The sequence below is a fragment of the Streptomyces sp. NPDC008139 genome (assembly GCF_042957025.1).
In the GTDB taxonomy this organism is placed as follows: Bacteria; Actinomycetota; Actinomycetes; order Streptomycetales; family Streptomycetaceae; genus Actinacidiphila.
Genome location: NZ_JBIBHM010000001.1, coordinates 638,550 through 660,222 on the forward strand (window position 1 = coordinate 638,550; position 21,673 = coordinate 660,222).

At 70.9% G+C, this 21,673-nt stretch carries 17 protein-coding genes; 8 read left to right on the top strand and 9 right to left on the bottom strand.

Annotation, left to right across the window (positions count from 1 at the left end):
* Window positions 1–19 precede the first annotated feature (19 nt).
* Window positions 20–733, top strand: coding sequence for a TetR family transcriptional regulator (locus ACFZBB_RS02705; RefSeq protein WP_391117047.1), 714 nt, complete (start codon window positions 20–22; stop codon window positions 731–733).
* Window positions 734–760: 27 nt separating this feature from the next.
* Here ACFZBB_RS02705 and ACFZBB_RS02710 read toward each other — a convergent pair whose 3' ends face one another.
* From ACFZBB_RS02710 to ACFZBB_RS02725, 4 genes are all read right to left on the bottom strand, one after another.
* Window positions 761–1,642: a VTT domain-containing protein gene (locus tag ACFZBB_RS02710; RefSeq protein WP_391117049.1), complete on the bottom strand. Its 882-nt coding sequence runs from the start codon at window positions 1,640–1,642 to the stop codon at window positions 761–763.
* Between the two features lie 234 nt (window positions 1,643–1,876).
* Window positions 1,877–2,623, bottom strand: a complete 747-nt coding sequence (locus ACFZBB_RS02715; RefSeq protein WP_355337035.1) for an SDR family oxidoreductase — start codon at window positions 2,621–2,623, stop codon at window positions 1,877–1,879.
* Window positions 2,624–3,048: 425 nt separating this feature from the next.
* Window positions 3,049–4,338: a citrate synthase gene (locus ACFZBB_RS02720; RefSeq protein ID WP_188280320.1), complete on the bottom strand. Its 1,290-nt coding sequence runs from the start codon at window positions 4,336–4,338 to the stop codon at window positions 3,049–3,051.
* Between the two features lie 124 nt (window positions 4,339–4,462).
* Window positions 4,463–6,682 (bottom strand): ATP-dependent RecD-like DNA helicase, encoded by a 2,220-nt coding sequence (locus ACFZBB_RS02725; protein WP_391117052.1) that lies wholly within the window; start codon window positions 6,680–6,682, stop codon window positions 4,463–4,465.
* A gap of 206 nt (window positions 6,683–6,888) precedes the next feature.
* On the opposite strand from ACFZBB_RS02725, the gene ACFZBB_RS02730 reads away from it, so the two are divergent.
* Entirely contained in the window at window positions 6,889–7,317 is a 429-nt protein-coding gene (locus ACFZBB_RS02730) for a DUF937 domain-containing protein (protein ID WP_391117054.1), read from the top strand.
* Window positions 7,318–7,546: 229 nt separating this feature from the next.
* On the opposite strand, the gene ACFZBB_RS02735 is transcribed toward ACFZBB_RS02730, so the two are convergent.
* The 3 genes from ACFZBB_RS02735 to ACFZBB_RS02745 form a co-directional block, all read right to left on the bottom strand.
* Window positions 7,547–8,380, bottom strand: a complete 834-nt coding sequence (locus ACFZBB_RS02735; protein WP_391117506.1) for a TIM barrel protein — start codon at window positions 8,378–8,380, stop codon at window positions 7,547–7,549.
* A gap of 65 nt (window positions 8,381–8,445) precedes the next feature.
* Window positions 8,446–9,600 (bottom strand): DUF993 family protein, encoded by a 1,155-nt coding sequence (locus ACFZBB_RS02740; RefSeq protein WP_391117056.1) that lies wholly within the window; start codon window positions 9,598–9,600, stop codon window positions 8,446–8,448.
* Window positions 9,597–10,748, bottom strand: a complete 1,152-nt coding sequence (locus ACFZBB_RS02745) for a Gfo/Idh/MocA family oxidoreductase (protein WP_391117058.1) — start codon at window positions 10,746–10,748, stop codon at window positions 9,597–9,599. Before ACFZBB_RS02745 ends, ACFZBB_RS02740 begins: the two co-directional genes overlap by 4 nt.
* Window positions 10,749–11,017: 269 nt before the next feature.
* On the opposite strand from ACFZBB_RS02745, the gene ACFZBB_RS02750 reads away from it, so the two are divergent.
* From ACFZBB_RS02750 to ACFZBB_RS02775, 6 genes are all read left to right on the top strand, one after another.
* Complete coding sequence (locus ACFZBB_RS02750; RefSeq protein ID WP_391117060.1) at window positions 11,018–12,103, top strand: substrate-binding domain-containing protein; 1,086 nt, start codon at window positions 11,018–11,020, stop codon at window positions 12,101–12,103.
* Window positions 12,104–12,189: 86 nt separating this feature from the next.
* Window positions 12,190–13,155 (top strand): GNAT family N-acetyltransferase, encoded by a 966-nt coding sequence (locus ACFZBB_RS02755; protein WP_391117062.1) that lies wholly within the window; start codon window positions 12,190–12,192, stop codon window positions 13,153–13,155.
* 55 nt (window positions 13,156–13,210) lie between these two features.
* On the top strand, window positions 13,211–13,921 hold the full coding sequence (locus ACFZBB_RS02760) for a VWA domain-containing protein (protein WP_391117064.1): 711 nt from the start codon (window positions 13,211–13,213) through the stop codon (window positions 13,919–13,921).
* Window positions 13,922–14,006: 85 nt separating this feature from the next.
* Window positions 14,007–14,804 (top strand): TIM barrel protein, encoded by a 798-nt coding sequence (locus ACFZBB_RS02765; RefSeq protein ID WP_391117067.1) that lies wholly within the window; start codon window positions 14,007–14,009, stop codon window positions 14,802–14,804.
* A 5-nt stretch (window positions 14,805–14,809) separates the two neighbouring features.
* Window positions 14,810–15,733, top strand: a complete 924-nt coding sequence (locus ACFZBB_RS02770) for a LysR substrate-binding domain-containing protein (RefSeq protein ID WP_391117069.1) — start codon at window positions 14,810–14,812, stop codon at window positions 15,731–15,733.
* 112 nt (window positions 15,734–15,845) lie between these two features.
* The gene (locus tag ACFZBB_RS02775) at window positions 15,846–16,442 is read left to right on the top strand and encodes a hypothetical protein (protein ID WP_391117071.1); all 597 of its coding nucleotides are present in this window, start codon (window positions 15,846–15,848) and stop codon (window positions 16,440–16,442) included.
* Window positions 16,443–16,523: 81 nt separating this feature from the next.
* On the opposite strand, the gene ACFZBB_RS02780 is transcribed toward ACFZBB_RS02775, so the two are convergent.
* A complete protein-coding gene (locus tag ACFZBB_RS02780; protein ID WP_391117508.1) occupies window positions 16,524–20,357 on the bottom strand; it encodes an ABC transporter transmembrane domain-containing protein in 3,834 nt (1,277 codons plus the stop codon).
* 342 nt (window positions 20,358–20,699) lie between these two features.
* Window positions 20,700–21,659 (bottom strand): agmatinase, encoded by a 960-nt coding sequence (gene speB / locus ACFZBB_RS02785; RefSeq protein WP_391117073.1) that lies wholly within the window; start codon window positions 21,657–21,659, stop codon window positions 20,700–20,702.
* Window positions 21,660–21,673: the final 14 nt, after the last annotated feature.

Here is a 21,673-nt window from a genome sequence, read left to right on the forward strand (position 1 = left end):
ATACCCCTGGGGAGTCACCGTGTCCGAGGCGGAAGAGCGGCAGCCGCGCCGTCGGCAGGCCCGCGGCGAGCGGCGTGTCACACAGCTCCTCCAGGCCGCCGCCAGCGTGTTCTGCGCGCTGGGCTACACGGCGTCCAGCACCAACGCGATCGCCCGCGAGGCAGGAGTGTCGCCGGGCACGCTCTACCAGTTCTTCCCGAACAAGGAGGCCATCGCCGTCGAGTTGGGCAGCCAGCTCACCAAGGAGATGGAAGCCACCCACGGCCGGGTCTTCACCGTCGAGAACGCCCTGCTGCCGCTGGACGAGATGATCGACGCCGTCGCCGGTCCCTTCATCGAGTTCAACTGCGCCAACCCGGCCTTCCTCGCCCTGATCAAGGGCCCGGACACTCCCGGCAAGGTCGCCGAGGGCCACGACGAGCTGCACGCGTCACTGCTCGCGCGCCTCACCGAACTGCTCGGCGTCCGTCAGCCGACGCTGTCCACAGCGGAACGCACGCTTGTGGCGCAGATGTCCTTCGCGATGTTCAAGGCAGGACTCGACCTCGTCGTCCAGCACGAGGGCGAGGAACGGGACGCGTACGCGCGGGAGATGAAGGGGATGCTCTACCGCTATCTGGCGCCCTACCTGGGCACCGGCGCGGTCACCGGTCAGGGCACGGCCGCCGCCCCGGACAAGGGCGCCGCCCTGGGCAAGAGCCCCGAAAACAGCACGGATACCGCCGCGCGCTGACTCCGGGTCCGGGGACGCCGCCGACGGTTACTTGCCGCGGCCGGCCGAGAAACAGGGAAATCCGCCCCGGTCCCTGCCCGGTGGCGGACTTGTGCGCGCGACAGTGGCGCCTGTGACGGATGCAGATGTGGTGGTGGCCGCTGCCCCTGGTCCCGCGGGCAGGCCACCGGCCGACCCCGTACCACCACCGCCGGAGGGTCCCGGTATGGCCGCCGCGTCACCCGCGAAGGACGCCCGTACCACCATCGAGGGAGGCCGGCTCGCCTCGCGCTCCCCCACCAGGCGCGGATCACGGCGCTCACGCGCCCGCGAGATCCACTGCACCAGCGTGCCGATACCGGCGACGAGCATCGATATACCGAGCCCCAAGGAGAGGGCGAAGAAGGAGTTGGAAGCGGCTTTTCCGCTGAAATAACCGGCTCCGACGGAATAGCTGGCCCAGACGGCCTCCGCGACGCCCGCGCCCACCGCGTAACGCCGGGCGGGATAGCGCACGACGCCCGCCGCGAGACCGCCTATCACTCGGCCGCTGGGCAGAAAGCGCACACCGATCACAAAGGGCACACCATGCCGCTGTATCCGCAGGGCGGCCCATCTGAGCAGCGCCGCCCGGCGCTCGTTGCGCTCCATGCGGGCCAGCACCCGGCCGCTGAGCGCCCGGCCGGTGCGGTGGATCAGCATGTCGCCGAGGACCGCGCTGCCCGCCACCACCAGCAGCACGAGGGCGAGGTCCAGCCGCCCCTCGGCCGCCATCACTCCGCCGGTCACGAGCAGCACGGCGTTGGGCACGAGCGGCGGGGCCGTGGTGAGGGCCAGTACCGCGTATGCCCAGAAGACGTGTCCACCTCGCAGGTACTCAGCGAGACCCGAGGTGAAGTCCAGTGACGACACGTTCAGTGCAACGTCCATTCCACCGCCCCTCTTCCCGCCCCCGGGCTTCAAAACTGACAGCGGCCGGTGGGACGGGGCAAGGGGGTTTCCCGTGGATCAGGGGATTCCTCGGGGGCTCCCGGGAGAATTCATCCTGAGGGTCCAGTCGGGCTACTCCTCAGGGAGTACGGGCGCGCCTGTCACGGAACGCGGAATGCCCCGAAGCACCGGACCTCCGGAGCACAGGGACCACCCGGTCACCGGGTCACCGGGTCACCGGCCGAGCAGTTCGCCGCCGTTGCACTGAAGGATCTCGCCGGTGATGAAGCCGGCCTCGGGGGACGCGAGGAAAAGCACGGCCGCCGCCACATCGGCGGGATGGCCGACCCGGCCCACGAGCGTGCGCCCGGCCCGCCGGGTCAGCTCGGCGTCGTTGAGCCGCGAGCCGAAGAATTCGGTGCCCGCCACGGTGCCGGGCGCCACGATGTTGCACGTGACGCCCTGCGGGCCGAGCTGGGCGGCCAGCGAGTGGTTCCAGGCGTGCAGGGCGGCCTTGGAGGCCCCGTAGGAGCCGCCGCCGCGCAGCGCGGCCACCGAGGTGACCGTGACCACCCGGCCGCTGTCGGTGAAGCGGTCCCGCAGCGATTCGGTCAGCAGCACCGCGGTCAGCACATTGCGCTCGAAGTCGCCGCGCCAGCGGGCGAGCACACCGTGCGGGCCCGCGCCGATCGCCAGCTCCCGGCTGCCCGCGTTGTTCACCAGGACGTCGACCTGCTCGGGCAGGTGCCGGAGCGCCGCCTCGACATCGTCGGGGTCGGCCAGGTCGCAGGCGACCGGGGTGACGTCCAGCCCGCGCTCCCGGCGAAGCTCCTCCGCGGTGGCGTGCAGGACCTCACGGCGACGGCCGACGATCGTGACGTGGTGGCCCTCCTCGGCGAAGCGGATCGAGATCGCCCGACCGATGCCCGTACCCCCGCCGGTCACGACGACGCTGCGGCCCGCTGTCCCGTTCTGTGCCATGTACTCCGCCCCTCATGAGGAGACAGCACGCTACGGGATCGCCCCATACCGCCCGCGAGCGGGGTAGCCTGCGAAAACGCCCCCATTCGAAGAGACGTAGATCACAGGGCTTGGAACGTAACCATTACGGTGGTTCGTGGGTCTTATGTCTTGAGCACCGCGCTCCCGGCGGAGCCGGTGGGGGGCTGCGGAACGGGCTGTCTTGGGGGACGGCCCGGGAATGCGTCGCCGGGGCGATGTCCGGGGAGCTTTGAGCGGCCCTCCCGGGCCGCAGTCGTCCCGGCACGGCGCAGCCGCCGAAAGACGCCCGGTCGGACCCGTGGGGGGATCCGTTCCGGGAACGGGAGCGCCCCGTGCCGGACCCGTGGGGGGATCCAGCGCGGGGCGCTTCTTCATGCGTGGTGCGGCCAGGCTCAGCCCGTGGTTCAGCGGCCCTCGACGGGCACGTAGTCGCGGATCTCGACGCCCGTGTAGATCTGCCGCGGACGGCCGATGCGGGAGCCGGGCTCCTTGATCATCTCGTGCCACTGGGCGATCCAGCCGGGCAGCCGCCCGATGGCGAACAGCACGGTGAACATGCTGGTCGGGAAGCCCATGGCCCGGTAGATCAGGCCGGTGTAGAAGTCCACGTTCGGGTACAGCTTGCGCGAGACGAAGTAGTCGTCGCCGAGCGCGTGCTCTTCGAGCTTGAGCGCGATGTCCAACAGCTCGTCGGACTTGCCGAGCGCCGACAGGACGTCGTGCGCCGCCGACTTGATGATCTTCGCCCGGGGGTCGAAGTTCTTGTAGACGCGATGTCCGAAGCCCATGAGCTTCACACCGTCTTCCTTGTTCTTCACCTTGCGGATGAAGGCGTCCACGTCGCCGCCGTCAGCCTGGATGCCCTCCAGCATCTCCAGCACCGACTGGTTGGCGCCGCCGTGCAGCGGGCCCCACAGCGCGCTGATACCGGCCGAGATCGAGGCGAACTGGTTCGCCTGCGAGGAGCCGACCAGCCGGACCGTCGACGTCGAACAGTTCTGCTCGTGGTCGGCGTGCAGGATGAAGAGCTTGTCGAGGGCGCTGACCACGACCGGGTCGAGCTCGTACTCCTCGGCCGGCACGGAGAACGTCATGCGCAGGAAGTTCTCGACATAGCCGAGGTCGTTGCGCGGGTAGACCACCGGCTGACCGACGGACTTCTTGTACGCGTACGCCGCGATGGTCGGCAGCTTGGCGAGCAGCCGGATCGTGGAGAGGTGGCGCTGCTCGGGATCGAACGGGTTGTGGCTGTCCTGGTAGAAGGTCGACAGCGCGCTCACCACGGACGACAGCATCGCCATCGGGTGGGCGTCACGGGGGAAGCCGTCGTAGAACCGTTTGACGTCCTCGTGCAAAAGGGTGTGCTGGGTGATCTCACCCTTGAACTCCGCCAGCTCGTCGACCGTCGGCAGTTCGCCGTTGATCAGCAGGTAGGCGGTCTCCAGGAAGCTTCCGCGCTCGGCGAGCTGCTCGATCGGGTAACCGCGGTAGCGCAGGATGCCTTCCTCACCATCGAGGAAGGTGATCGCGGACTTGTAGGCCGCAGTGTTGCCGTAACCGCTGTCCAGGGTGACCAGCCCGGTGTCGGCGCGCAGCTTGCCGATGTCGAAGCCGTTGTCACCGACGGTGCTGTCAACCACCGGGTAGCTGTACTCGCCGTCCCCATACCGCAGTACTACAGACTTGTCGCTCACGTCATTCCCTCACCGACGGTGTTGCCTCTTCTTCGAGGTGCCCTGACGAGGTCCACTGTCCCCCATTTGGCACTGGCGTGTGCACTCGGGGTCGGCCATCGGGCCGAAAGGTGGCACTCAGTGCCTATTTTGCGCCCCTGGACAGCCGGTGGTCGAGAGCCGTGAAGCGCTTTCCCGCCGACACCGTCCGCACCGCCTGACCGATGGCGCGACGCGATCCGACCAGCACGACGAGCCGCTTCGCCCTGGTCACAGCGGTGTAGAGCAGATTGCGCTGCAGCATCATCCAGGCACTGGTGGTGACAGGGATCACCACCGCCGGGTACTCGCTGCCCTGCGAGCGGTGGATCGTCACCGCGTACGCGTGGGCCAGCTCGTCCAGCTCGTCGAAGTCGTACGGGATCTCCTCGTCCTCGTCGGTGTGCACGGTGAGGCGCTGCTCGACGGTGTCCAGCCCGGTGACCACGCCGACCGTGCCGTTGAAGACGCCGTTCACGCCCTTGTCGTAGTTGTTCCTGATCTGCGTGACCTTGTCGCCGACCCGGAAGGTCCGGCCGCCGAACCGGCGCTCGGGCAGGTCGGGCCGCGCCGGGGTGACGGCCTGCTGGAGCAGTCCGTTGAGCACGCCCGCGCCCGCGGGGCCCCGGTGCATCGGCGCGAGCACCTGGACGTCCCGGCGCGGGTCGAGCCCGAAGCGGCCCGGGATGCGGCGGGCCACCACGTCCACGGTCAGCCTGGCCACCTCCTCCGAGTCCTCCTCGGCGAAGAGGAAGAAGTCGGGCAGGCCCTGAGTGAGCGGCGGGACACCGGAGTTGATCCGGTGCGCGTTTGTCACCACCCCAGACTGCTGCGCCTGCCGGAAGATTCGCGTGAGCCGCACGGCGGGCACGGGGCCGTCCGCCGCGAGCAGGTCACGCAGCACCTCACCTGCGCCGACGCTCGGCAACTGGTCCACATCGCCGACGAACAGCAGGTGCGCGCCCGGCGGCACCGCCTTCACCAGCTTGTTCGCCAGCAGCAGGTCCAGCATCGACGCCTCGTCGACCACCACCAGATCCGCGTCCAGCGGCCGGTCCTTGTCGTACGCCGCGTCGCCGCCCGGCTTCAGCTCCAGAAGCCGGTGCACGGTCGAGGCCTCGGCGCCGGTCAGCTCGGCCAGCCGCTTGGCGGCGCGGCCGGTCGGGGCGGCCAGCACCACCTTGGCCTTCTTCGCGCGCGCCAACTCCACCACCGAGCGGACGGTGAACGACTTGCCGCAGCCGGGGCCGCCGGTGAGCACGGCGACCTTCTCGGTCAGCGCCAGCCGCACCGCCTCCTGCTGTTCCGGTGCGAGATCGGCCCCCGTCCTGGTCGCCAGCCAGGCCAGCGCCTTGTCCCACTCCACGTCCCGGAAGGCGGGCAGCCGGTCCTCCGGCGCGCGCAGCAGCCGTAGCAACTGGGCGGCGAGCGATATCTCGGCCCGGTGGAAGGGGACCAGATAGACGGCCTTCACCTGTTCCTCGTGCCCGTCCGGCGAGGGCACGCTCTCCCGGACCACGCCCTCCTCCTCGGCCAGCTCGCCCAGGCAGTCGATCACCAACCCCGTGTCGACCTGGAGCAGCTTCACCGAGTCCGCGATCAGCCGTTCCTGGGGCAGGTAGCAGTTGCCGCCGTCAGTGGCCTGCGACAGGGCGTACTGCAATCCGGCCTTGACCCGCTCCGGGCTGTCGTGGGGTATCCCGACCGCCTGCGCGATCCGGTCCGCGGTCAGGAAGCCGATCCCCCAGACCTCGGCGGCCAGCCGGTACGGCTGGTTCTTCACCACGGAGATCGACGCGTCCCCGTAGCCCTTGTAAATCCGCACGGCGATGGAAGTGGACACCCCCACTCCCTGGAGGAAGACCATCACCTCCTTGATCGCCTTCTGCTCCTCCCACGCGGCGGCGATCAGCTTGGTGCGCTTGGGGCCAAGCCCCGGCACCTCGATCAGCCGCTTCGGCTCGCCCTCGATGATCTCCAGCGTGCCGGTGCCGAAGTGGTCGACGATCCGCTCCGCGATCCTCGGCCCGATGCCCTTGATCAACCCCGATCCCAGGTAGCGGCGTATTCCCTGGATCGTGGCCGGCAGCACCGTCGTGTAATTCTCGACACTGAACTGCTTGCCGTACTGCGGATGCGAGCCCCAGCGGCCGTGCATCCGCAGCGACTCCCCCGGCTGCGCCCCCAGCAGCGCGCCGACGACCGTCAGCAGATCCCCCGAGCCACGGCCGGTGTCCACCCGCGCGACCGTGTACCCGGTGTCCTCGTTGGCGTACGTGATCCGTTCCAGGACGCCGTCCAGCACGGCCAGCCCCGACTCGCCCATGCCCGGCCTCCCTTCCCGGCCCTCCCGTTGGTGATCTGTTCCGAAGGTACCGGTTGGCTCGGACACCCCGCTCCCGCCCTGTGGATAACTCTCCGGCAGCAAATCCCCCTGTGGACAACGCCGCTCGGGCCACCCGGCGGCGGCCCTTCACGCGTTCGGCCGAAGTCCGGGGGCCGCCGCTCGCGCGCCCGCGTAGCGTGCGGCACATGAGCGACCGACCGCTGCAGGACGAAGTGCTGACCGAGCTGGGTGACGAGCGGCTTCAGGAGATGGCCGAGCGGCTCGGCACGGACACGGACGCGGCTCGGCAGGTCGTGGGCGCCTCGGTCGGTTCGCTGACCGGTGTGGTCACGGACGAGGCGGTGACACCGGGCGGGACCGCGGAGTTGAGCCAGGCGCTGGAGCAGGCCGCCTCGGAGCCGGAGCCGCTCACCGAGGTCGCCGGTTTCGCGGGGCTCGGCACGGGCGTGGGCGGCGGCCTGCTCACCACGGTGCTGCGCAAGGCGACCGCCCCGACGGCCCGCGCGGTGTCGAAGCGGACGGGCCTTCCAGTGACGGCCGTCACGGGGGCGCTGGAGATGCTCATTCCCGTGGTGGCGACGGTGCTGGCGCAGCGGGCCCGCCGGGCGAAGTGAAGCGACGCGGCGAGCCGCCCCGGCGGTCACAGCGTCCGCACAGAGATACGAAAGAGGTCCGGCACAAGGCCGGACCTCTTTCGTTTTCCCCCCTACTACCCCCGAAGCCCCCCTCGGGCGCATTTCCCTCTTGGCTCCGTGAAACCCCTCCCAGGAGCCTTGATGCCCAGTAAGACCACCGACCCCCCGGAAGGGTTGTACGACGGATGCGTAATCTCTCAAGTTTTTTTCAGAGAACGTGCCGGAGGTACCGATCGGCGATTTCGGCGACCAGTTCAGTGCCGTCCCTGGCCCACAGAGCGGGGTTGAAGATCTCCACCTCGACCGGTCCGCGAAAGCCCGTCGCGTCCACCTGCTCACGCAGTCCCCGCAGGTCAACGCAGCCGTCACCGAGCTGTCCCCGCCCCAGCAGCACCCCCTCCGGCAGCGGCGTCACCCAGTCGGCGACCTGGAAGGAGGCGATCCTGCCGCCCGCTCCGGCCCGGACGATCTGCGCGGGCGCCAGGTCGTCCCACCACAGGTGATAGGTGTCGACCACGACACCCACCTGGTCCGCGGGGAAGTGCTCGGCGATGTCCAGTGCCTGGCCGAGCGTGGAGACCACACACCGGTCGGAGGCGTACATCGGGTGCAGGGGCTCGATCGCGAGCCGTACCCCGCGCTCCGCAGCGTAGGGCGCCAGCTCGCCGATCGCGTCGGCGACCCGCTCCCTGGCGGCGACGATGTCGCGGTCGCCCGCGGGCAGGCCGCCGGAGACCAGTACCAAGGTGGCCGTTCCCAGCGTCGCCGCCTCGTCGATCGCCGCGCGGTTGTCGTCCAGCGCGGTCACGCGCTCCGCCGCGTCGGTCGCGGTGAAGAATCCGCCGCGGCACAGCGACGTCACGGTGAGCCCGCTGTCCCGCATCAGGTCCGTGGCACGCTCGACGCCGTACTCCCGCACCGGTGCCCGCCACAGCCCCACCGAGCCGATCCCGGCCGCCACACAGCCCTTGGCCAGCTCGGGCAGCGACCACTGCTTGACGGTCTCCTGGTTGATGCTCAGCCGCGAGAGGTCGCCGGTCACGTCGCCGTACACGTCGTCGTGAGAGGCGGATGCGGAGGACGCGGGGTCGGGCGACGTCGGTACGGTCATGCGTCCACTCCGTATACGGCGAGCAGGCAGCGCATCCGTGCCTCGGCGAGTCCGGGGTCGGGGAACAGGCCGATCCGGTCGGCCAGTTCGTAGGCGCGGGCGAGATGCGGCAGGGAACGGGCCGACTGGAGACCGCCGACCATGCTGAAGTGCGACTGGTGCCCGGCCAGCCAGGCGAGCAGGACGACACCGGTCTTGTAGAAGCGTGTCGGTGTCTGGAACAGGTGCCGGGACAACTCGACGGTGGGGTCGAGGACGCGGCGGAAACCGGCGGCGTTCCCGGTGTCGAGGGCGCTCACGGCCGCCGACGCCAGGGGCGCGAGCGGGTCGAAGATGCCGAGCAGCGCGTGGCTGAAGCCCTGTTCGTCGCCCTCGATCAGCTCGGGGTAGTTGAAGTCGTCGCCGGTGTAGCAGTGCACGCCCTGCGGCAGGCGGCGGCGCAGTTCGACCTCGCGCCGCGCGTCGAGCAGCGAGATCTTCACGCCGTCGATCTTGTCCGGGTGGGCCTTGATGACATCGAGGAAAATGTCGGTCGCCGCGTCCAGGTCGCCGCTGCCCCAGTACCCGGCGAGCGCCGGGTCGAACATCGGGCCGAGCCAGTGCAGGATCACCGGGTCGCCGGCTTGACGCAGCAGCCGCCCGTACACCTCCAGATAGTCCTCAGGGCCCTTCGCGACCCCGACGAGGGCGCGGGACGCCATGAGGATGGCCTGCGAACCGGTCGCCTCGACGAGCGCCAACTGCTCCTCGTACGCGGCGACGACCTCGTCCAGTGTGGCGGCGGGACCGGTGAGCTGGTCGGTGCCGACACCGCAGGCGATCCGGCCGCCGACGGCGCGCGCCTCGGCCGCCGACCTGCGGATCAGCTCCGCCGCGCCCGCCCAGTCGAGCCCCATGCCGCGCTGCGCGGTGTCCATGGCCTCGGCCACGCCCAGCCCGTGCGACCACAGATGGCGACGGAAGGCGAGAGTGGCGTCCCAGTCGACGGCCGCCGGCTCGTCCGCCGCCGTACGCAGCGGGTCGGCCACGACATGGGCGGCGGAGTACACGACACGGCTGCGCAGCGGAAGATCCGCGCTATAGGTGACGGATTCCGAACGCGGCACATAGGTGCGCGTTTCACCGGACGCGTCGGGCAGCAGGATGCTCACAGGGCCAGCTCCGGAACCTCGAAGCGGCGGCCCTGCGCGGAGGAGGCCAGGCCGAGTTCGGCGAGCTGAACGCCCCGGGCACCGGCCAGCAGGTCCCACTGCCAGGGCTCGTCGAGCGCGACGTGCCGCAGGAACAGCTCCCACTGGACCTTGAATCCGTTGTCGAAGTCGCCGTTGTCCGGGACCTCCTGCCACTGGTCCCTGAAGGACTCGGTGGCGGGCAGGTCCGGATTCCACACCGGCTTCGGCGTGGCGGACCGGTGCTGCACGCGGCAGTTGCGCAGCCCGGCGACCGCGGAGCCGTGCGTGCCGTCGACCTGGAACTCCACCAATTCGTCGCGGTTGACGCGCACCGCCCAGGAGGAGTTGATCTGTGCGACGGCGCCGCCATCCAGTTCGAAGACACCGTAGGCGGCATCGTCCGCGGTGGCGTCGTACGGCTTGTCCTTCTCGTCCCAACGCTGCGGGATATGGGTGGTGGCCAGCGCCTGGACGGTACGGACCCGGCCGAACAGTTCGTGCAGCAGGTACTCCCAGTGCGGGAACATGTCGGCCACGATGCCGCCGCCGTCCTCCGAGCGGTAGTTCCAGGAGGGGCGTTGGGCGCTCTGCCAGTCGCCTTCGAAGACCCAGTAGCCGAATTCGCCGCGGACGGACAGGATCCGGCCGAAGAAACCGCCGTCGATGAGCCGCTTGAGCTTCAGCAGGCCCGGCAGGAAGAGCTTGTCCTGCACGACACCGTGCTTGACGCCCGCGGATGTGGCGAGCCGGGCGAGGTCCAGCGCTCCGTCGAGTGAGGTGGCGGTGGGCTTCTCGCAGTAGATGTGCTTGCCCGCGGCGATGGCCGCCTTCAGCGCGGTCTCGCGGGCCGCGGTCACCTGCGAGTCGAAGTAGATGTCGACGGAGGGCTCGGCGAGGACGGCGTCGAGGTCGGTCGACCAGTGCTCGATGCCGTGCCGCTCGGCCATGGCCCGCAGCGCGTGCTCGCGCCGGCCCAGCAGGATCGGCTCGGGCCACAGCGTGGTGCCGTCGCCGAGGTCGAGTCCGCCCTGCTCACGCAGGCTCAGGATGGAGCGGACCAGGTGCTGCCGGTATCCCATCCGCCCGGTGACGCCGTTCATGGCGATCCGCACTGTCCTGCGTGTCACGTGACAAGTCCTCTCGTCGCTGCCGGGTGCAGGGAACGCGCCCACGGTCACTGGCAATGAAATAGCAAGCGCTTTCTCCCGGTTCACGCTAGCCGCCACGGCCTGCGTTCGACAAGAGTCTCCTGGTGTCTGATGTAAGCGCTTTCTCTCACATGCGCCACCGCTCCCCCTCGCGTCCACGAAGTGAGATCATGTGCCCCTGCGAGCGGGAACGCGCACCTCACGGCGCCCCTCGCGCCCACCGCCCCCTGCAGAAAGACCGGACCGAGATGGCAGTGACTCTGGCCGATGTGGCGGCGCGCGCCGGAGTGTCGTCGGCGACCGTATCCCGTGTTCTGAACGGCAACTACCCGGTCGCGGGAAGCACTCGGGAGCGGGTCAGGCGCGCCGTCGCCGAACTGGACTACGTCGTCAACGGCCAGGCGCGGGCCCTCGCCGCCGCCACCTCCGACCTGGTCGGCGTCCTCGTCAACGATGTCGCCGACCCCTTCTTCGGGCTCATCGCGAGCGCCGTCCAGGCCGAGATCAGCGCGGGCGCGGCGCCGGGCGGCGGCAAGCTCGCCGTCGTGTGCAACACCGGTGGATCCCCCGAGGCCGAACTCACCTATCTCACGCTGCTCGAACGCCAGCGCGCGGCGGGCGTGGTCCTCACCGGGGGCGCCGTGGAGAGCGAGGAGCACACGGCGGCGGTCACGGCACGGCTCACCCGGCTCGCCGCGTCCGGCGCCAATGTCGTGCTGTGCGGCCGTCCCCCGCTGACCCTGCCGGACAGCGGGCTCGTCGCGGCCACCGTCGCCTTCGACAACCGCGGCGGCGCGCGGCGACTGACCGAGCACCTGCTGTCCCTCGGCCACCGCAGAATCGGTTATGTGACGGGGCCGGTCGAGCGCAGCACCTCCCGGCACCGACTGGAGGGCCACCGAGCGGCCCTGGCCGCGAGCGGCAACCGGATCACCTCGGATCCGGAGGCGTACGCGGAGCGGCTGACGGTGCACGGGACGTACGACCGGGCGTCGGGCTACGACGCCGCACTGGAACTGCTGCGGCGGGACAAGGGTCTGACCGCGATCGTGGCCGCGAACGACACGGTCGCGCTCGGCGTGTGCGCGGCGCTGCGGGACCAGGGACTGAGCATTCCCGGTGACGTGTCGGTCGCCGGATTCGACGATCTTCCGTTCAGCGCCGATGTCTCCCCGGCCCTGACGACGGTCCGCATTCCCTTGCAGGAGGCGGGCGCGCGAGCCGGGCGGTTGGTGATGGGGCGGCTGTCCCCGCCGCCGGGCGGGGTCGCCACGATCCGTACGGAACTCATGGTCCGCGGGTCGACCGCGCCGCCGTCTGGCCGGTCCGACTGAAGTTATCCACAGGTTTCGGAGGGGTCTTCCGCCCGGCACCGCATCCGCCTACCTTTGACTCAGGCAAAGGAAATAGGGGATTGATCATGGCCGTCCGGGAGATCCGCGAGTTCAACCGCTTCTACACCAACCTGATCGGCGCGCTCGACTACAGCCGTCACCTGCACACACCGTTCACCCTCACCGAAGCGCGCGTGCTGTACGAGCTGGCGCACGCCCCGCGGACCGACGCGGCCGACCTGCGGGTGGAGTTGTCGCTGGACGCGGGCCATCTCAGCCGGATGCTGGCCAAATTCGAGGAGCGGCAACTGGTCACCCGCGGCCCGTCAGAACAGGACGCCAGGCGGCAGCGGATAGAGCTGACCACGCACGGGAGGCAGGCCGCGTCGTTGCTGGAGGAGCGGTCGGAGGAAGCCGTCGGCTCGCTGGTGGACCGCATACGTCCGCAGGACCGGCCGCGGCTGTCCGAGGCGATGCGGACGGTTCGGGAAATACTGCGCGACAACACCGTCAGCGGCAACAGCGGTGGCGACGGCCCCGCCCCGGCCACCGGCGGCGAGCCGTCCGGGTCGCGGGTCGTGCTGCGCGGCGCGCGCCCCGGCGATCTGGGGTGGTCCATCGAGCGCAACGCGGAGGTCTACGCGACGGAGTTCGGGTGGAACGAGGAGTACGAGGCGCTGGTCGCCCAGATCGTCGCGGACTTCGCCGCCCATCGCGATCCGGAACGCGACGAGGTGTGGATCGCCGAACTCGACGGACAGCGGGCGGGCTGCGTCTTCTGTGTACGCGACAAGGAGCCGGACACCGCGCGGCTACGGCTGCTGCTGGTCGATCCTGCCGCCCGTGGACACGGCATAGGCAAGTTGTTGGTGGACGAATGCATCGCCTTCGCCCGCTCCGCCGGCTACACCGATCTGGTCCTGTGGACCAATGACATACTGGCCGGCGCCCGAACGATCTATCAGCGCGCGGGATTCGAACTCGTCGCGGAGCAGCGGCATCACAGCTTCGGCCGCGAACTCGTGGGGCAGGACTGGCACTTGGCGCTGTAGGGGACAGCGCCACGGGGCCGACACGACATGTCAGACACGGTATAGGGGGGATTCCATGGCGATTTCGATGCAGAAGGTGGAGCAGACCGCGCCCGGCCTGGTCAGCCTCTACAAGCAGGCGGCCGTCAGCCTGGGCAAGCACCGACTGTCGGGCGAAAGCGCCGCGGTCTATCTGGTGCTCGACCGCTCGGGCAGCATGCGGGAGTTCTACAACGACGGCACCGTCCAGCATCTCGCCGAGCAGACACTCGGCCTGGCCGCGCATTTCGACGACGACGGCATCGTCCCCGTCGTGTTCTTCTCCACCGAGGTCGACGGTGTGGACGAGGTGTCGCTGACGCGGTACGGCGGGCGGATCAACAAGCTCAATGAGGCATACGGCCACATGGGTCGCACCAATTACGCGGCCGCCATGGAAGCGGTCATCGAGCACTATCAGCGGTCGGGGGCGACGGCGCCCGCGTTCGTGGTGTTCCAGACCGACGGCGGGCCGATCAACAAGGGCGCGACCATCGAGGTGCTGTGCAAGGCGGCGAAGCTGCCGATCTTCTGGCAGTTCGTGGGATTCGGGGACGACGAATTCCGCTTCCTGCGGCGGCTGGACGAACTGCCGGTACCCGCCAAACGGGTGGTGGACAACGCGGGGTTCTTCCCCGCGGGCAAGGACCCGCGATCGATATCGGACGCGGTGCTGTACGACCAGCTCATGGCGGAGTTCCCCGACTGGCTGGCGGCGGCCCGCGCGCAGGGCATCGTCCGCGGCTGAACAGGTGCCGAGCAGGGGCTGAACACGGGTCGGGCGGGGCCGAACGCGGTTGACCCGGCAGGAAGCGGTGCCTAATGTCCGGCGAATGAAACTCGCCTTCTCCACTCTCGGCGTCCCGGCCCTGCCCATCGAGCAGGTGGTGCGGCTCGCGACGGAAAACGGCTTCCACGGCGTCGAATTGCGCGCCAGCGACGAGGAACCGGTCCACCCCGGTCTCTCGGCCGGTGAACGCGCTGACGTGGTGGAGCAGTTCGGCAAGGCCGGGGTCGAGATCCTCACCGTGGCCGCCTACGCCAAGGTGGCCGCGCCCGGGGACGACCAGTCGGTGCTCGACGAGATCGGCGCGGCGATGACCCTCGCGGCCGATCTGGGGGCCTCCTATGTGCGGGTGTTCCCCGGCGGAGGCGACACCGAGTCGCAGGAGGCGGACGCGGTCGCCGCGCGCCGGCTCGCAGCGGTGGCGCCGGTCGCCGCCGACCTCGGGGTGCGAGTGCTGCTGGAGACCCATGACTCGCACCGCGGCGGCGCCGATGTCGCGCGGATCCTGGGCCTGGTCGGACACCAGGCGGTCGGCACGATCTGGGACGTGATGCACACCTGGCTGGCGGGTGAGCAGCCGTCCACGACCTATCCGGCACTGGCCCCGTACCTGGGCTATGTCCAGGTCAAGGACATCGCTTCGGCGGCGGACACCACGCCGCTGGCGCTGGGGGCCGGGGTGCTGCCGCTGGCGGAGACCGTCGAGGTGCTGAGCCGGGCGGACTGGGACGGCTGGCTGTGCTGGGAGTACGAGAAGCGCTGGTATCCGCAGGTGCCGGAGTTGGCGGGGCTCCTCGGCCCGGCGCGTGAGCACCTGTCCCGGTTGCTGGCTGACTCGGCCTGAACGGCATGCTCGATCTGGCGCGGCTGAGGGCGCTGCACGCGGTGCACGTTCACGGGTCGGTGGGCGCGGCGGCCGAAGCTCTCGGCTACACGCCGTCGGCGGTCTCGCAGCAGATCTCCAAGCTGGAGCGGGAGACCAGGTCCGTGCTGCTGGAGCGGCACGGGCGCGGGGTGGCGCTCACGGACGCGGCCCATCTGCTGGTGGAGACCGCGCAACGGCTGATGTCGATCGTGGAGGCGGCCGAGGTCACGCTGGAGGAGCAGCGCGGACGGCCCACGGGACGACTGACGCTGGCGGCGTTCCCGACGGCGGCCTGCGGGCTGCTGCCCGGAGTGCTGGCGGAACTGACCGCGGCGCACCCCGCGTTGGAGCTACGGCTGCTGGAGGTTGACGCGCATCTGTCGGTGGACCTGGTGGCACGCGGGGCGGTGGACCTGGCCGTGGCGCACGACTGGGACATCGCGCCGCTGCCCGCGCCGCCGGGCTTGGAGCGGGCGGTCATCGGGGACGACCGGTGCGACGTACTGGTCCCTGCCGGGCACCGTTTGGCCGAGCGGGCGTCGCTGACGCGGGCGGATGTGGCGCACGAGCGGTGGATCTGCCAGCCGCCGGGGTCGGTGTGCCACGACTGGCTGGTGCGGACGTTGCGGGAGGCCGGGACGGAGCCGGACATGGCCTTCCGGGTCGGCGAGTACGGGACGCAGTTGGCGCTGGTGGGGGCGGGCCTCGGTATCGCGTTGGTGCCGAGGCTGGGGCGGGGCCCGGTGCCCGAGGGCGTCGCGGTCGTACCGCTGGAGCCCGCTCCGGTGCGGCGGCTGTACGCGCTGTGGCGGACGGGGGCCGCGCGCAGGCCCTCGATCGTCGCGGCGGTCGACACGTTGAGGTCGCATTGGTCGGCTGGGCCCGGATCGGCCGCCGAGGACGGATGATCGGGGCATGCGCCCAGGATTTCCGCACCGTCCGCCGCGCCCGCAGCCGGGCGGTGGCCATGGCCCTGAGGCCATCGCGGAACCGTGCGGGGTCGGGGGCCGTCACACCGGCATGCTGACCGTGAAGGTGAATCAGCGCGGAGCGACCTGGGCCGTGGCCCTGGCCGTTTCGCTGACCTTGGGTGCCGTCGCCTGCGGGAGCGGCACCTCGGACGCGGCGGACGGCGCGCCGTCCAGCACAACCGGGCCCGTGACGCCGAGCGGCGACACGACCACCGCGACGACCGCGCCGCCGACGACCGGTGGCCCCACCACGGGCGGGGCGACGCCGGGAGCGGGGTCGATCGCCAGTCGCGTCGTGTACTTCTCGTCGTCGGTGCGGGCCGTCGCGGGGACGCACGAGGTGCTGCGCGACCGGGGCGAGTTGGACCGTTTCGCCACCACCGCGGCGCACAACGACGGGAGGACGGCGGCGGAGATCTCGGCGGGCGGGGCGGCGACGGACTTCGGGCGGTACGTGCTGGTCGGCTGGACCGAGTCGACCGGGTGCAGCGCGGCCACGTCGGCGACGCTCGGCGTGGCGGGCAACTCGCTGAAGCTGCGCGTCGAGCAGCCGACGCCGACGGCGGAGTGCCTGACGGACTTCCGCGTGACGGTGCTGTTCGAGGTGCCGAAGGACCGGATCCCGGCGCGGCCCGCCTTCGGCTGACCGAAGGCGGGACGCCAGAAGGCCAGAAGGCCAGGAAGGCGGGACCCGCCGGTTCCGTCGCACGGGCGACGGGTCCTCCCGTCACGCCACCGCGCGCACCTCGCCGGTGAAGGTGCGCCACAGCTCGGCGTAGCGGCCGTCGCGGGCCAGCAGCGCCGCGTGGGTGCCGTCCTCGATGACCCGCCCGTGGTCGAGGACGACGACCCGGTCCGCGCGGGCCGCCGTGCTCAGCCGGTGCGCGACGACCAGAGTCGTACGCCGGGTGGCGAGCCGGTCGGCGGCCTGGTTGACGAGGGCTTCGGTGGCCAGGTCGAGGGCCGCGGTCGCCTCGTCGAGGAGCAGGACGGCGGGGTCGACCAGTTCGGCGCGGGCCAGGGCGATCAACTGCCGCTGTCCCGCCGACAGATTGCGGCCCCGCTCGGCGACCTGGTGGAGATAGCCGCCCTCCAGCGTCGCGATCATCGCGTGCGCGCCGACCGCCCGCGCCGCCGCCTCGACCTCGGCGTCGGTCGCGCCCATCCGCCCGTACGCGATGGCGTCGCGCACCGTGCCCGCGAAGAGGTACGGCTCCTGGGGGACGACGCCGAGGCGCTGCCGGTAGGCGGTGAGGTCGAGTTCGCGGATGTCGGTGCCGTCGACCAGCACCGCGCCGTCGGTCGGGTCGTAGAACCGCGCGACCATCTTGACCAGGGTGGACTTGCCCGCGCCGGTCTCGCCGACGAAGGCGACGGTCTGTCCGGCGGGGATGCGCAGATTCACGCCGCTGAGCGCCTCCGCGCCCTCGGCCCCCTCGCCGCCGTACCTGAAGCGCAGGTCGCGGAAGGCGATCTCGCCGCGCAGCCTTCCGACCTCACGCGGCCGGGCGGCGGCCGGGGTGGCGGTCGGCTCGTGCAGCAGCTCACGGATCCGGCCGAGCGACACCGACGCCTGCTGGTAGCCGTCGAAGACCTGCGAGAGCTGCTGCACGGGCGAGAAGAACAGGTCGATGTAGAGCAGATACGCCACCAGCGCGCCCGCCGTGAGCGTCCCCGCGCTGATCCGGTGCGCGCCCACGATCAGGACGAGCGCCGCCGCCACGCTGGACAGCAGTTGAACGAAGGGGAAGTAGACGGAGATCAGGAACTGGCCGCGCACCCGCGCCGTCCGGTAGTCGTCACCGCGCTCGGCGAATCGTTCCGCCCCGCGCCGCTCCCCCCGGAACGCCTGCACGATCCGCAGACCCGCGACGTGCTCCTGGAGGTCGGCGTTGACGACGGCGATCCGCTCGCGCGCCAGCTCGTACGCCTTCACCGACTTACGGCGGAAGACCCAGGTGGCGACGATCAGGATCGGCAGCGTGGCGAAGACCATCAGGGCGAGCTGGACGTCGATGGCGAGCAGTGCCACCAGGATGCCGAGGAAGGTGAGGACGCTGACCAGCGCCGTGACCAGCCCGGTCTGGAGGAACGTCGACAGCGCGTCCACGTCCGTGGTCATCCGCGTCATGATGCGGCCGGTCAGCTCGCGCTCGTAGTAGTCGAGGCCGAGCCGGTGCAGGTGCGCGAAGATCTTCACGCGCAGGGTGTAGAGGACGCGTTCGCCGGTGCGGCCGGTCAGCCGGGTCGAGCCCCACTCCGCCGCCCACTGCGCGATCACCAGGGCCAGGCCGAGCAGCGACGCCACCCAGACCGCGCCGAGCGCGGCCTGCCGGACGCCCGCGTCGATGCCGTGCCGGATCAGTACCGGCAGCAGCAGTCCCGCGATGGCGTCCACGGCCACCAGCGCGAGGCTGAGCAGCAGCGGGGTGCGGAAGCCGCGCAGCAGGCTGCCGAGGCCGAACTTCTCCTCGGCGGTCCGCGCCCGGTCCTCGTCCACCTCCGGGGTGTCCAGGGCGGGCGGCAGCGCGGCGACCTTGGCGAGCAGGTCGGGAGTGGCGGGCATGCCCGCCAGCGCGCCCGCCATGCCGCCCTGGACGGGGGCGACCCGCGGCGGCCCGGAGGCGCCCGCTCCGGCGCTCCGCCGGTCGTCGTCCTCGGCCCGCCGGTCGGCAGGCCACAGCTCCGGAGTCACAGCCCCCGGAGTCACAGGCTCGGGAGTCACAGGCTCGGGAGAAGCGCCGTCGCCCCGCGCCAGGTCGTCCTCGTCGAGCGGGCACTCGAAGCCGTCGAGGCCGTCCGTACACCCCTCGGTCCGTGCACCCGCCAGTTCGGCCTGCGCCGCGGCCATGTCCGTCTGCGCCGCCTCCAACTCGATCCGCCCCGCCGGGTCGAGGTCGACCACGTCGGCGCCGAGCGCGTCCGGATCGGTGAGCAGCGCGCGGTAGAGCGGGCAGCGCTCCTGCAACTCCTCGTGCGTGCCGACGTCCGCCAGGCGTCCCGCGTCCAGCACGGCGATCCGGTCGGCGAGCGCCAGCGTGGAGCGGCGGTGGGCGATCAGCAGCGTCGTACGGCCGCGCATCACCTCGCGCAGCGCGTCGAAGATCTCCGCCTCCACCCGGGCGTCGACCGCCGAGGTGGCGTCGTCGAGCAGCAGCAGCCGGGGGTCGGTGAGAATCGCGCGGGCCAGGGCGACCCGCTGGCGCTGGCCGCCGGACAGGGTCAGGCCCTGCTCGCCGACGACCGTGTCGTATCCGTCGGGCAGCTCGGAGATGAAGCCGTCCGCCTGTGCGGCGCGGGTGGCGGCGAGCATCTCCTCCTCGGTGGCGTCAGGGTGGCCGTAGAGGATGTTCGCCCGCACGCTGTCGGAGAACAGGAAGCTGTCCTCGGGGACCATGCCGATCGCGGACCGCAGCGATTCGAAGGTCAGCTCCCGTACGTCCACGCCGCCGACGCGTACGGCGCCGCCGGTCACGTCGTACAGCCGCGGCAGCAGCAGCGAGACCGTGGACTTGCCGGAGCCCGAGGAGCCGACGACGGCGACGGTCTCGCCGGGCTCGACGCGCAGGTCGAAGCCGTCGAGGACCGGCCGGTCCTCGGTGTAGCCGAAGGTGACGTGGTCGAAGTCGACGGTGGCGGGGGCGTCCGCGGGCAGCGTCCTGGTGCCGTCGGACAGGGTGGGCTCGGTGTCGATCAGTTCGTAGACCCGCTCGACCCCGGCCCGCGCCTGCTGGCCGACGGTGAGCATCATCGTCAGCATCCGGACCGGGCCGGTGAGCTGCGCCAGGTAGGTGGAGAAGGCTACGAAGGTGCCGAGGGTGATCTGGCCGCGGGTCGCCATCCAGCCGCCGAGCGCCAGCATGCCGATCTGGCCGAGGGAGGGCACCGCTTGGAGCGCGGGGCTGTAGCGGGCGGTGAGACGGATGGTACGGAGGCGGCCCGCGAACAGCTTGCGGCTGACCGTCTCCAGCTTGTCCATCTCCTGCTGCTCCTGGCCGAAGCCCTTCACCACGCGCACGCCGGTGACCGAGCCGTCGACGATGCCCGCGACGGCCGCCGCCTGACCTTGCGCGTACCAGGTCGCGGGAAACAGCCGCTTACGCGACCGGTCGGCGATAAACCACAGAGCAGGGGCGACCGCGAGCGCGACCAGGGTGAGCAGCGGCGACAGCGTGAGCATCACCACGAGCGAGAGCACGAACAGCAGCAGATTGCCGATCATCATCGGCAGCATGAACAGCAGACCCTGGATGAGCTGAAGGTCGCTGGTGGCGCGGCCGACGACCTGGCCGGTGCTCAACTCGTCCTGGCGACGGCCGTCCAGGCGCATGATCGAGCGGAACATCTCATTGCGCAGGTCGTACTGGACGTCCAGGGCGAGCCGTCCGCCGTAGTAGCGCCGCACATAGGTAAGCACATAGACGACGACGGCCGCCGCGATCAAGGTGAACGCCCAGGGCGCGAGCGGCTTGTCGTGCTTGACGATCACGTCGTCGATGATCAGCTTCGGCACCAGCGGGACCAGCGCGGTCACCGCCATGCCGCCGAGCGACGCGCCCATCGCGAGCAGCACATTGCGGCGGTAGCGCCAGCAGTACGTGGTCAGCCGCCACAGCCAGCCCCGCTCCTTCGGCGTCCGCGCCGCCGCCCCCTCACCGGGGACAGGACCTTCCTTCGTCGTCCTCGCCCTGGTCAACGACCTTGCCACCCGTGTCCTCCAGCCCGTCCGTCCACCCGTTGCCGCCGGAGGCTGCAACGCTCCGGCGTGCGCGTTTCATCCTCCCGCAACAAATGGGAGACCAAGGTCGCGGGGCGGTGCGACCTTGGTCGTAGTCCCCGGGGCGACGCCGGCCAGGCCGCCGAGGGGCGTGAACAGACCCGCAGGACGGCCCTGGAGGGGCCGTCAGCGGGCCGCCGCGACCTGCCGGGCCATGATCGTCGTCAGCTCGTACGCGGTGTGCGAGGCCGCGACCGAGGTGATCTCGGCGTGGTCGTAGGCCGGGGCGACCTCGACGACATCGGCCGACACCAGGTGGCAATCGGCCAGGCCGCGCAGGATCTCCAGCAGCTCGCGGGAGGTGAGCCCGCCGGCCTCCGGGGTGCCGGTGCCGGGCGCGTGCGCCGGGTCGAGCACGTCGATGTCGACGGAGATGTACAGCGGGCGGTTCCCGACGCGCTCCCTGAGCTGCTGCGCGACCTCGTCGACACCGCGCCGCATGACGTCGGCGGACGTCACGATCCCGAAGCCCATCTTCTCGTCGTCGTCCAGGTCCTTCCTGCCGTACAGCGGGCCGCGCGTGCCGACGTGCGACAGCGCCGAGGTGTCGAGAATGCCCTCCTCGACCGCGCGCCGGAAGGGCGTGCCGTGGGTGTACTCGGCGCCGAAGTAGGTGTCCCAGGTGTCCAGGTGCGCGTCGAAGTGCAGCAGCGCCACCGGGCCGTGTCTGCGCGCGACGGCGCGCAGCAGGGGCAGCGCGATGGTGTGGTCGCCGCCGAGCGTCATCAGCCGGGCACCGGTGTCCAGCAGGTCGTCCGCCGCGGCCTGGACGGTCTCCACGGCCTCGTTGATGTCGAACGGGTTGGCGGCGATGTCGCCCGCGTCCGCGACCTGGGCGAGCGCGAAGGGCGACGCGTCCTGTGCCGGGTTGTACGGGCGCAGCAGCCGTGACGCCTCGCGGATCGCGTTGCCGCCGAACCTCGCGCCGGGCCGGTAGGAGACACCGGAGTCGAAGGGCACACCGACGACCGCGACGTCGGCGGCGCCGACCTCGTCCAGGCGCGGCAGGCGCGCGAAGGTGGCCGGTCCCGCGTAGCGCGGGATACGCGAGGAGTCGACGGGGCCGCGCGGCTCTGCGCTGCTCATGGGTGGCTGCCTCT

Excerpts from the sequence above, each read along its gene's own strand:
- ACFZBB_RS02755 (WP_391117062.1), top strand. The coding sequence starts at position 12,190 with ATGGCCGTCCGGGAGATCCGCGAGTTCAACCGCTTCTACACCAACCTG.
- ACFZBB_RS02760 (WP_391117064.1), top strand. The coding sequence starts at position 13,211 with ATGGCGATTTCGATGCAGAAGGTGGAGCAGACCGCGCCCGGCCTGGTC.
- ACFZBB_RS02770 (WP_391117069.1), top strand. The coding sequence starts at position 14,810 with ATGCTCGATCTGGCGCGGCTGAGGGCGCTGCACGCGGTGCACGTTCAC.
- speB (WP_391117073.1), bottom strand. The coding sequence starts at position 21,659 with ATGAGCAGCGCAGAGCCGCGCGGCCCCGTCGACTCCTCGCGTATCCCG.
- ACFZBB_RS02765 (WP_391117067.1), top strand. The coding sequence starts at position 14,007 with ATGAAACTCGCCTTCTCCACTCTCGGCGTCCCGGCCCTGCCCATCGAG.
- ACFZBB_RS02750 (WP_391117060.1), top strand. The coding sequence starts at position 11,018 with ATGGCAGTGACTCTGGCCGATGTGGCGGCGCGCGCCGGAGTGTCGTCG.
- ACFZBB_RS02725 (WP_391117052.1), bottom strand. The coding sequence starts at position 6,682 with ATGGGCGAGTCGGGGCTGGCCGTGCTGGACGGCGTCCTGGAACGGATC.
- ACFZBB_RS02730 (WP_391117054.1), top strand. The coding sequence starts at position 6,889 with ATGAGCGACCGACCGCTGCAGGACGAAGTGCTGACCGAGCTGGGTGAC.
- ACFZBB_RS02780 (WP_391117508.1), bottom strand. The coding sequence starts at position 20,357 with ATGGGCGCGTCGCTCGGCGGCATGGCGGTGACCGCGCTGGTCCCGCTG.
- ACFZBB_RS02775 (WP_391117071.1), top strand. The coding sequence starts at position 15,846 with ATGCTGACCGTGAAGGTGAATCAGCGCGGAGCGACCTGGGCCGTGGCC.
- ACFZBB_RS02715 (WP_355337035.1), bottom strand. The coding sequence starts at position 2,623 with ATGGCACAGAACGGGACAGCGGGCCGCAGCGTCGTCGTGACCGGCGGG.
- ACFZBB_RS02710 (WP_391117049.1), bottom strand. The coding sequence starts at position 1,642 with ATGGACGTTGCACTGAACGTGTCGTCACTGGACTTCACCTCGGGTCTC.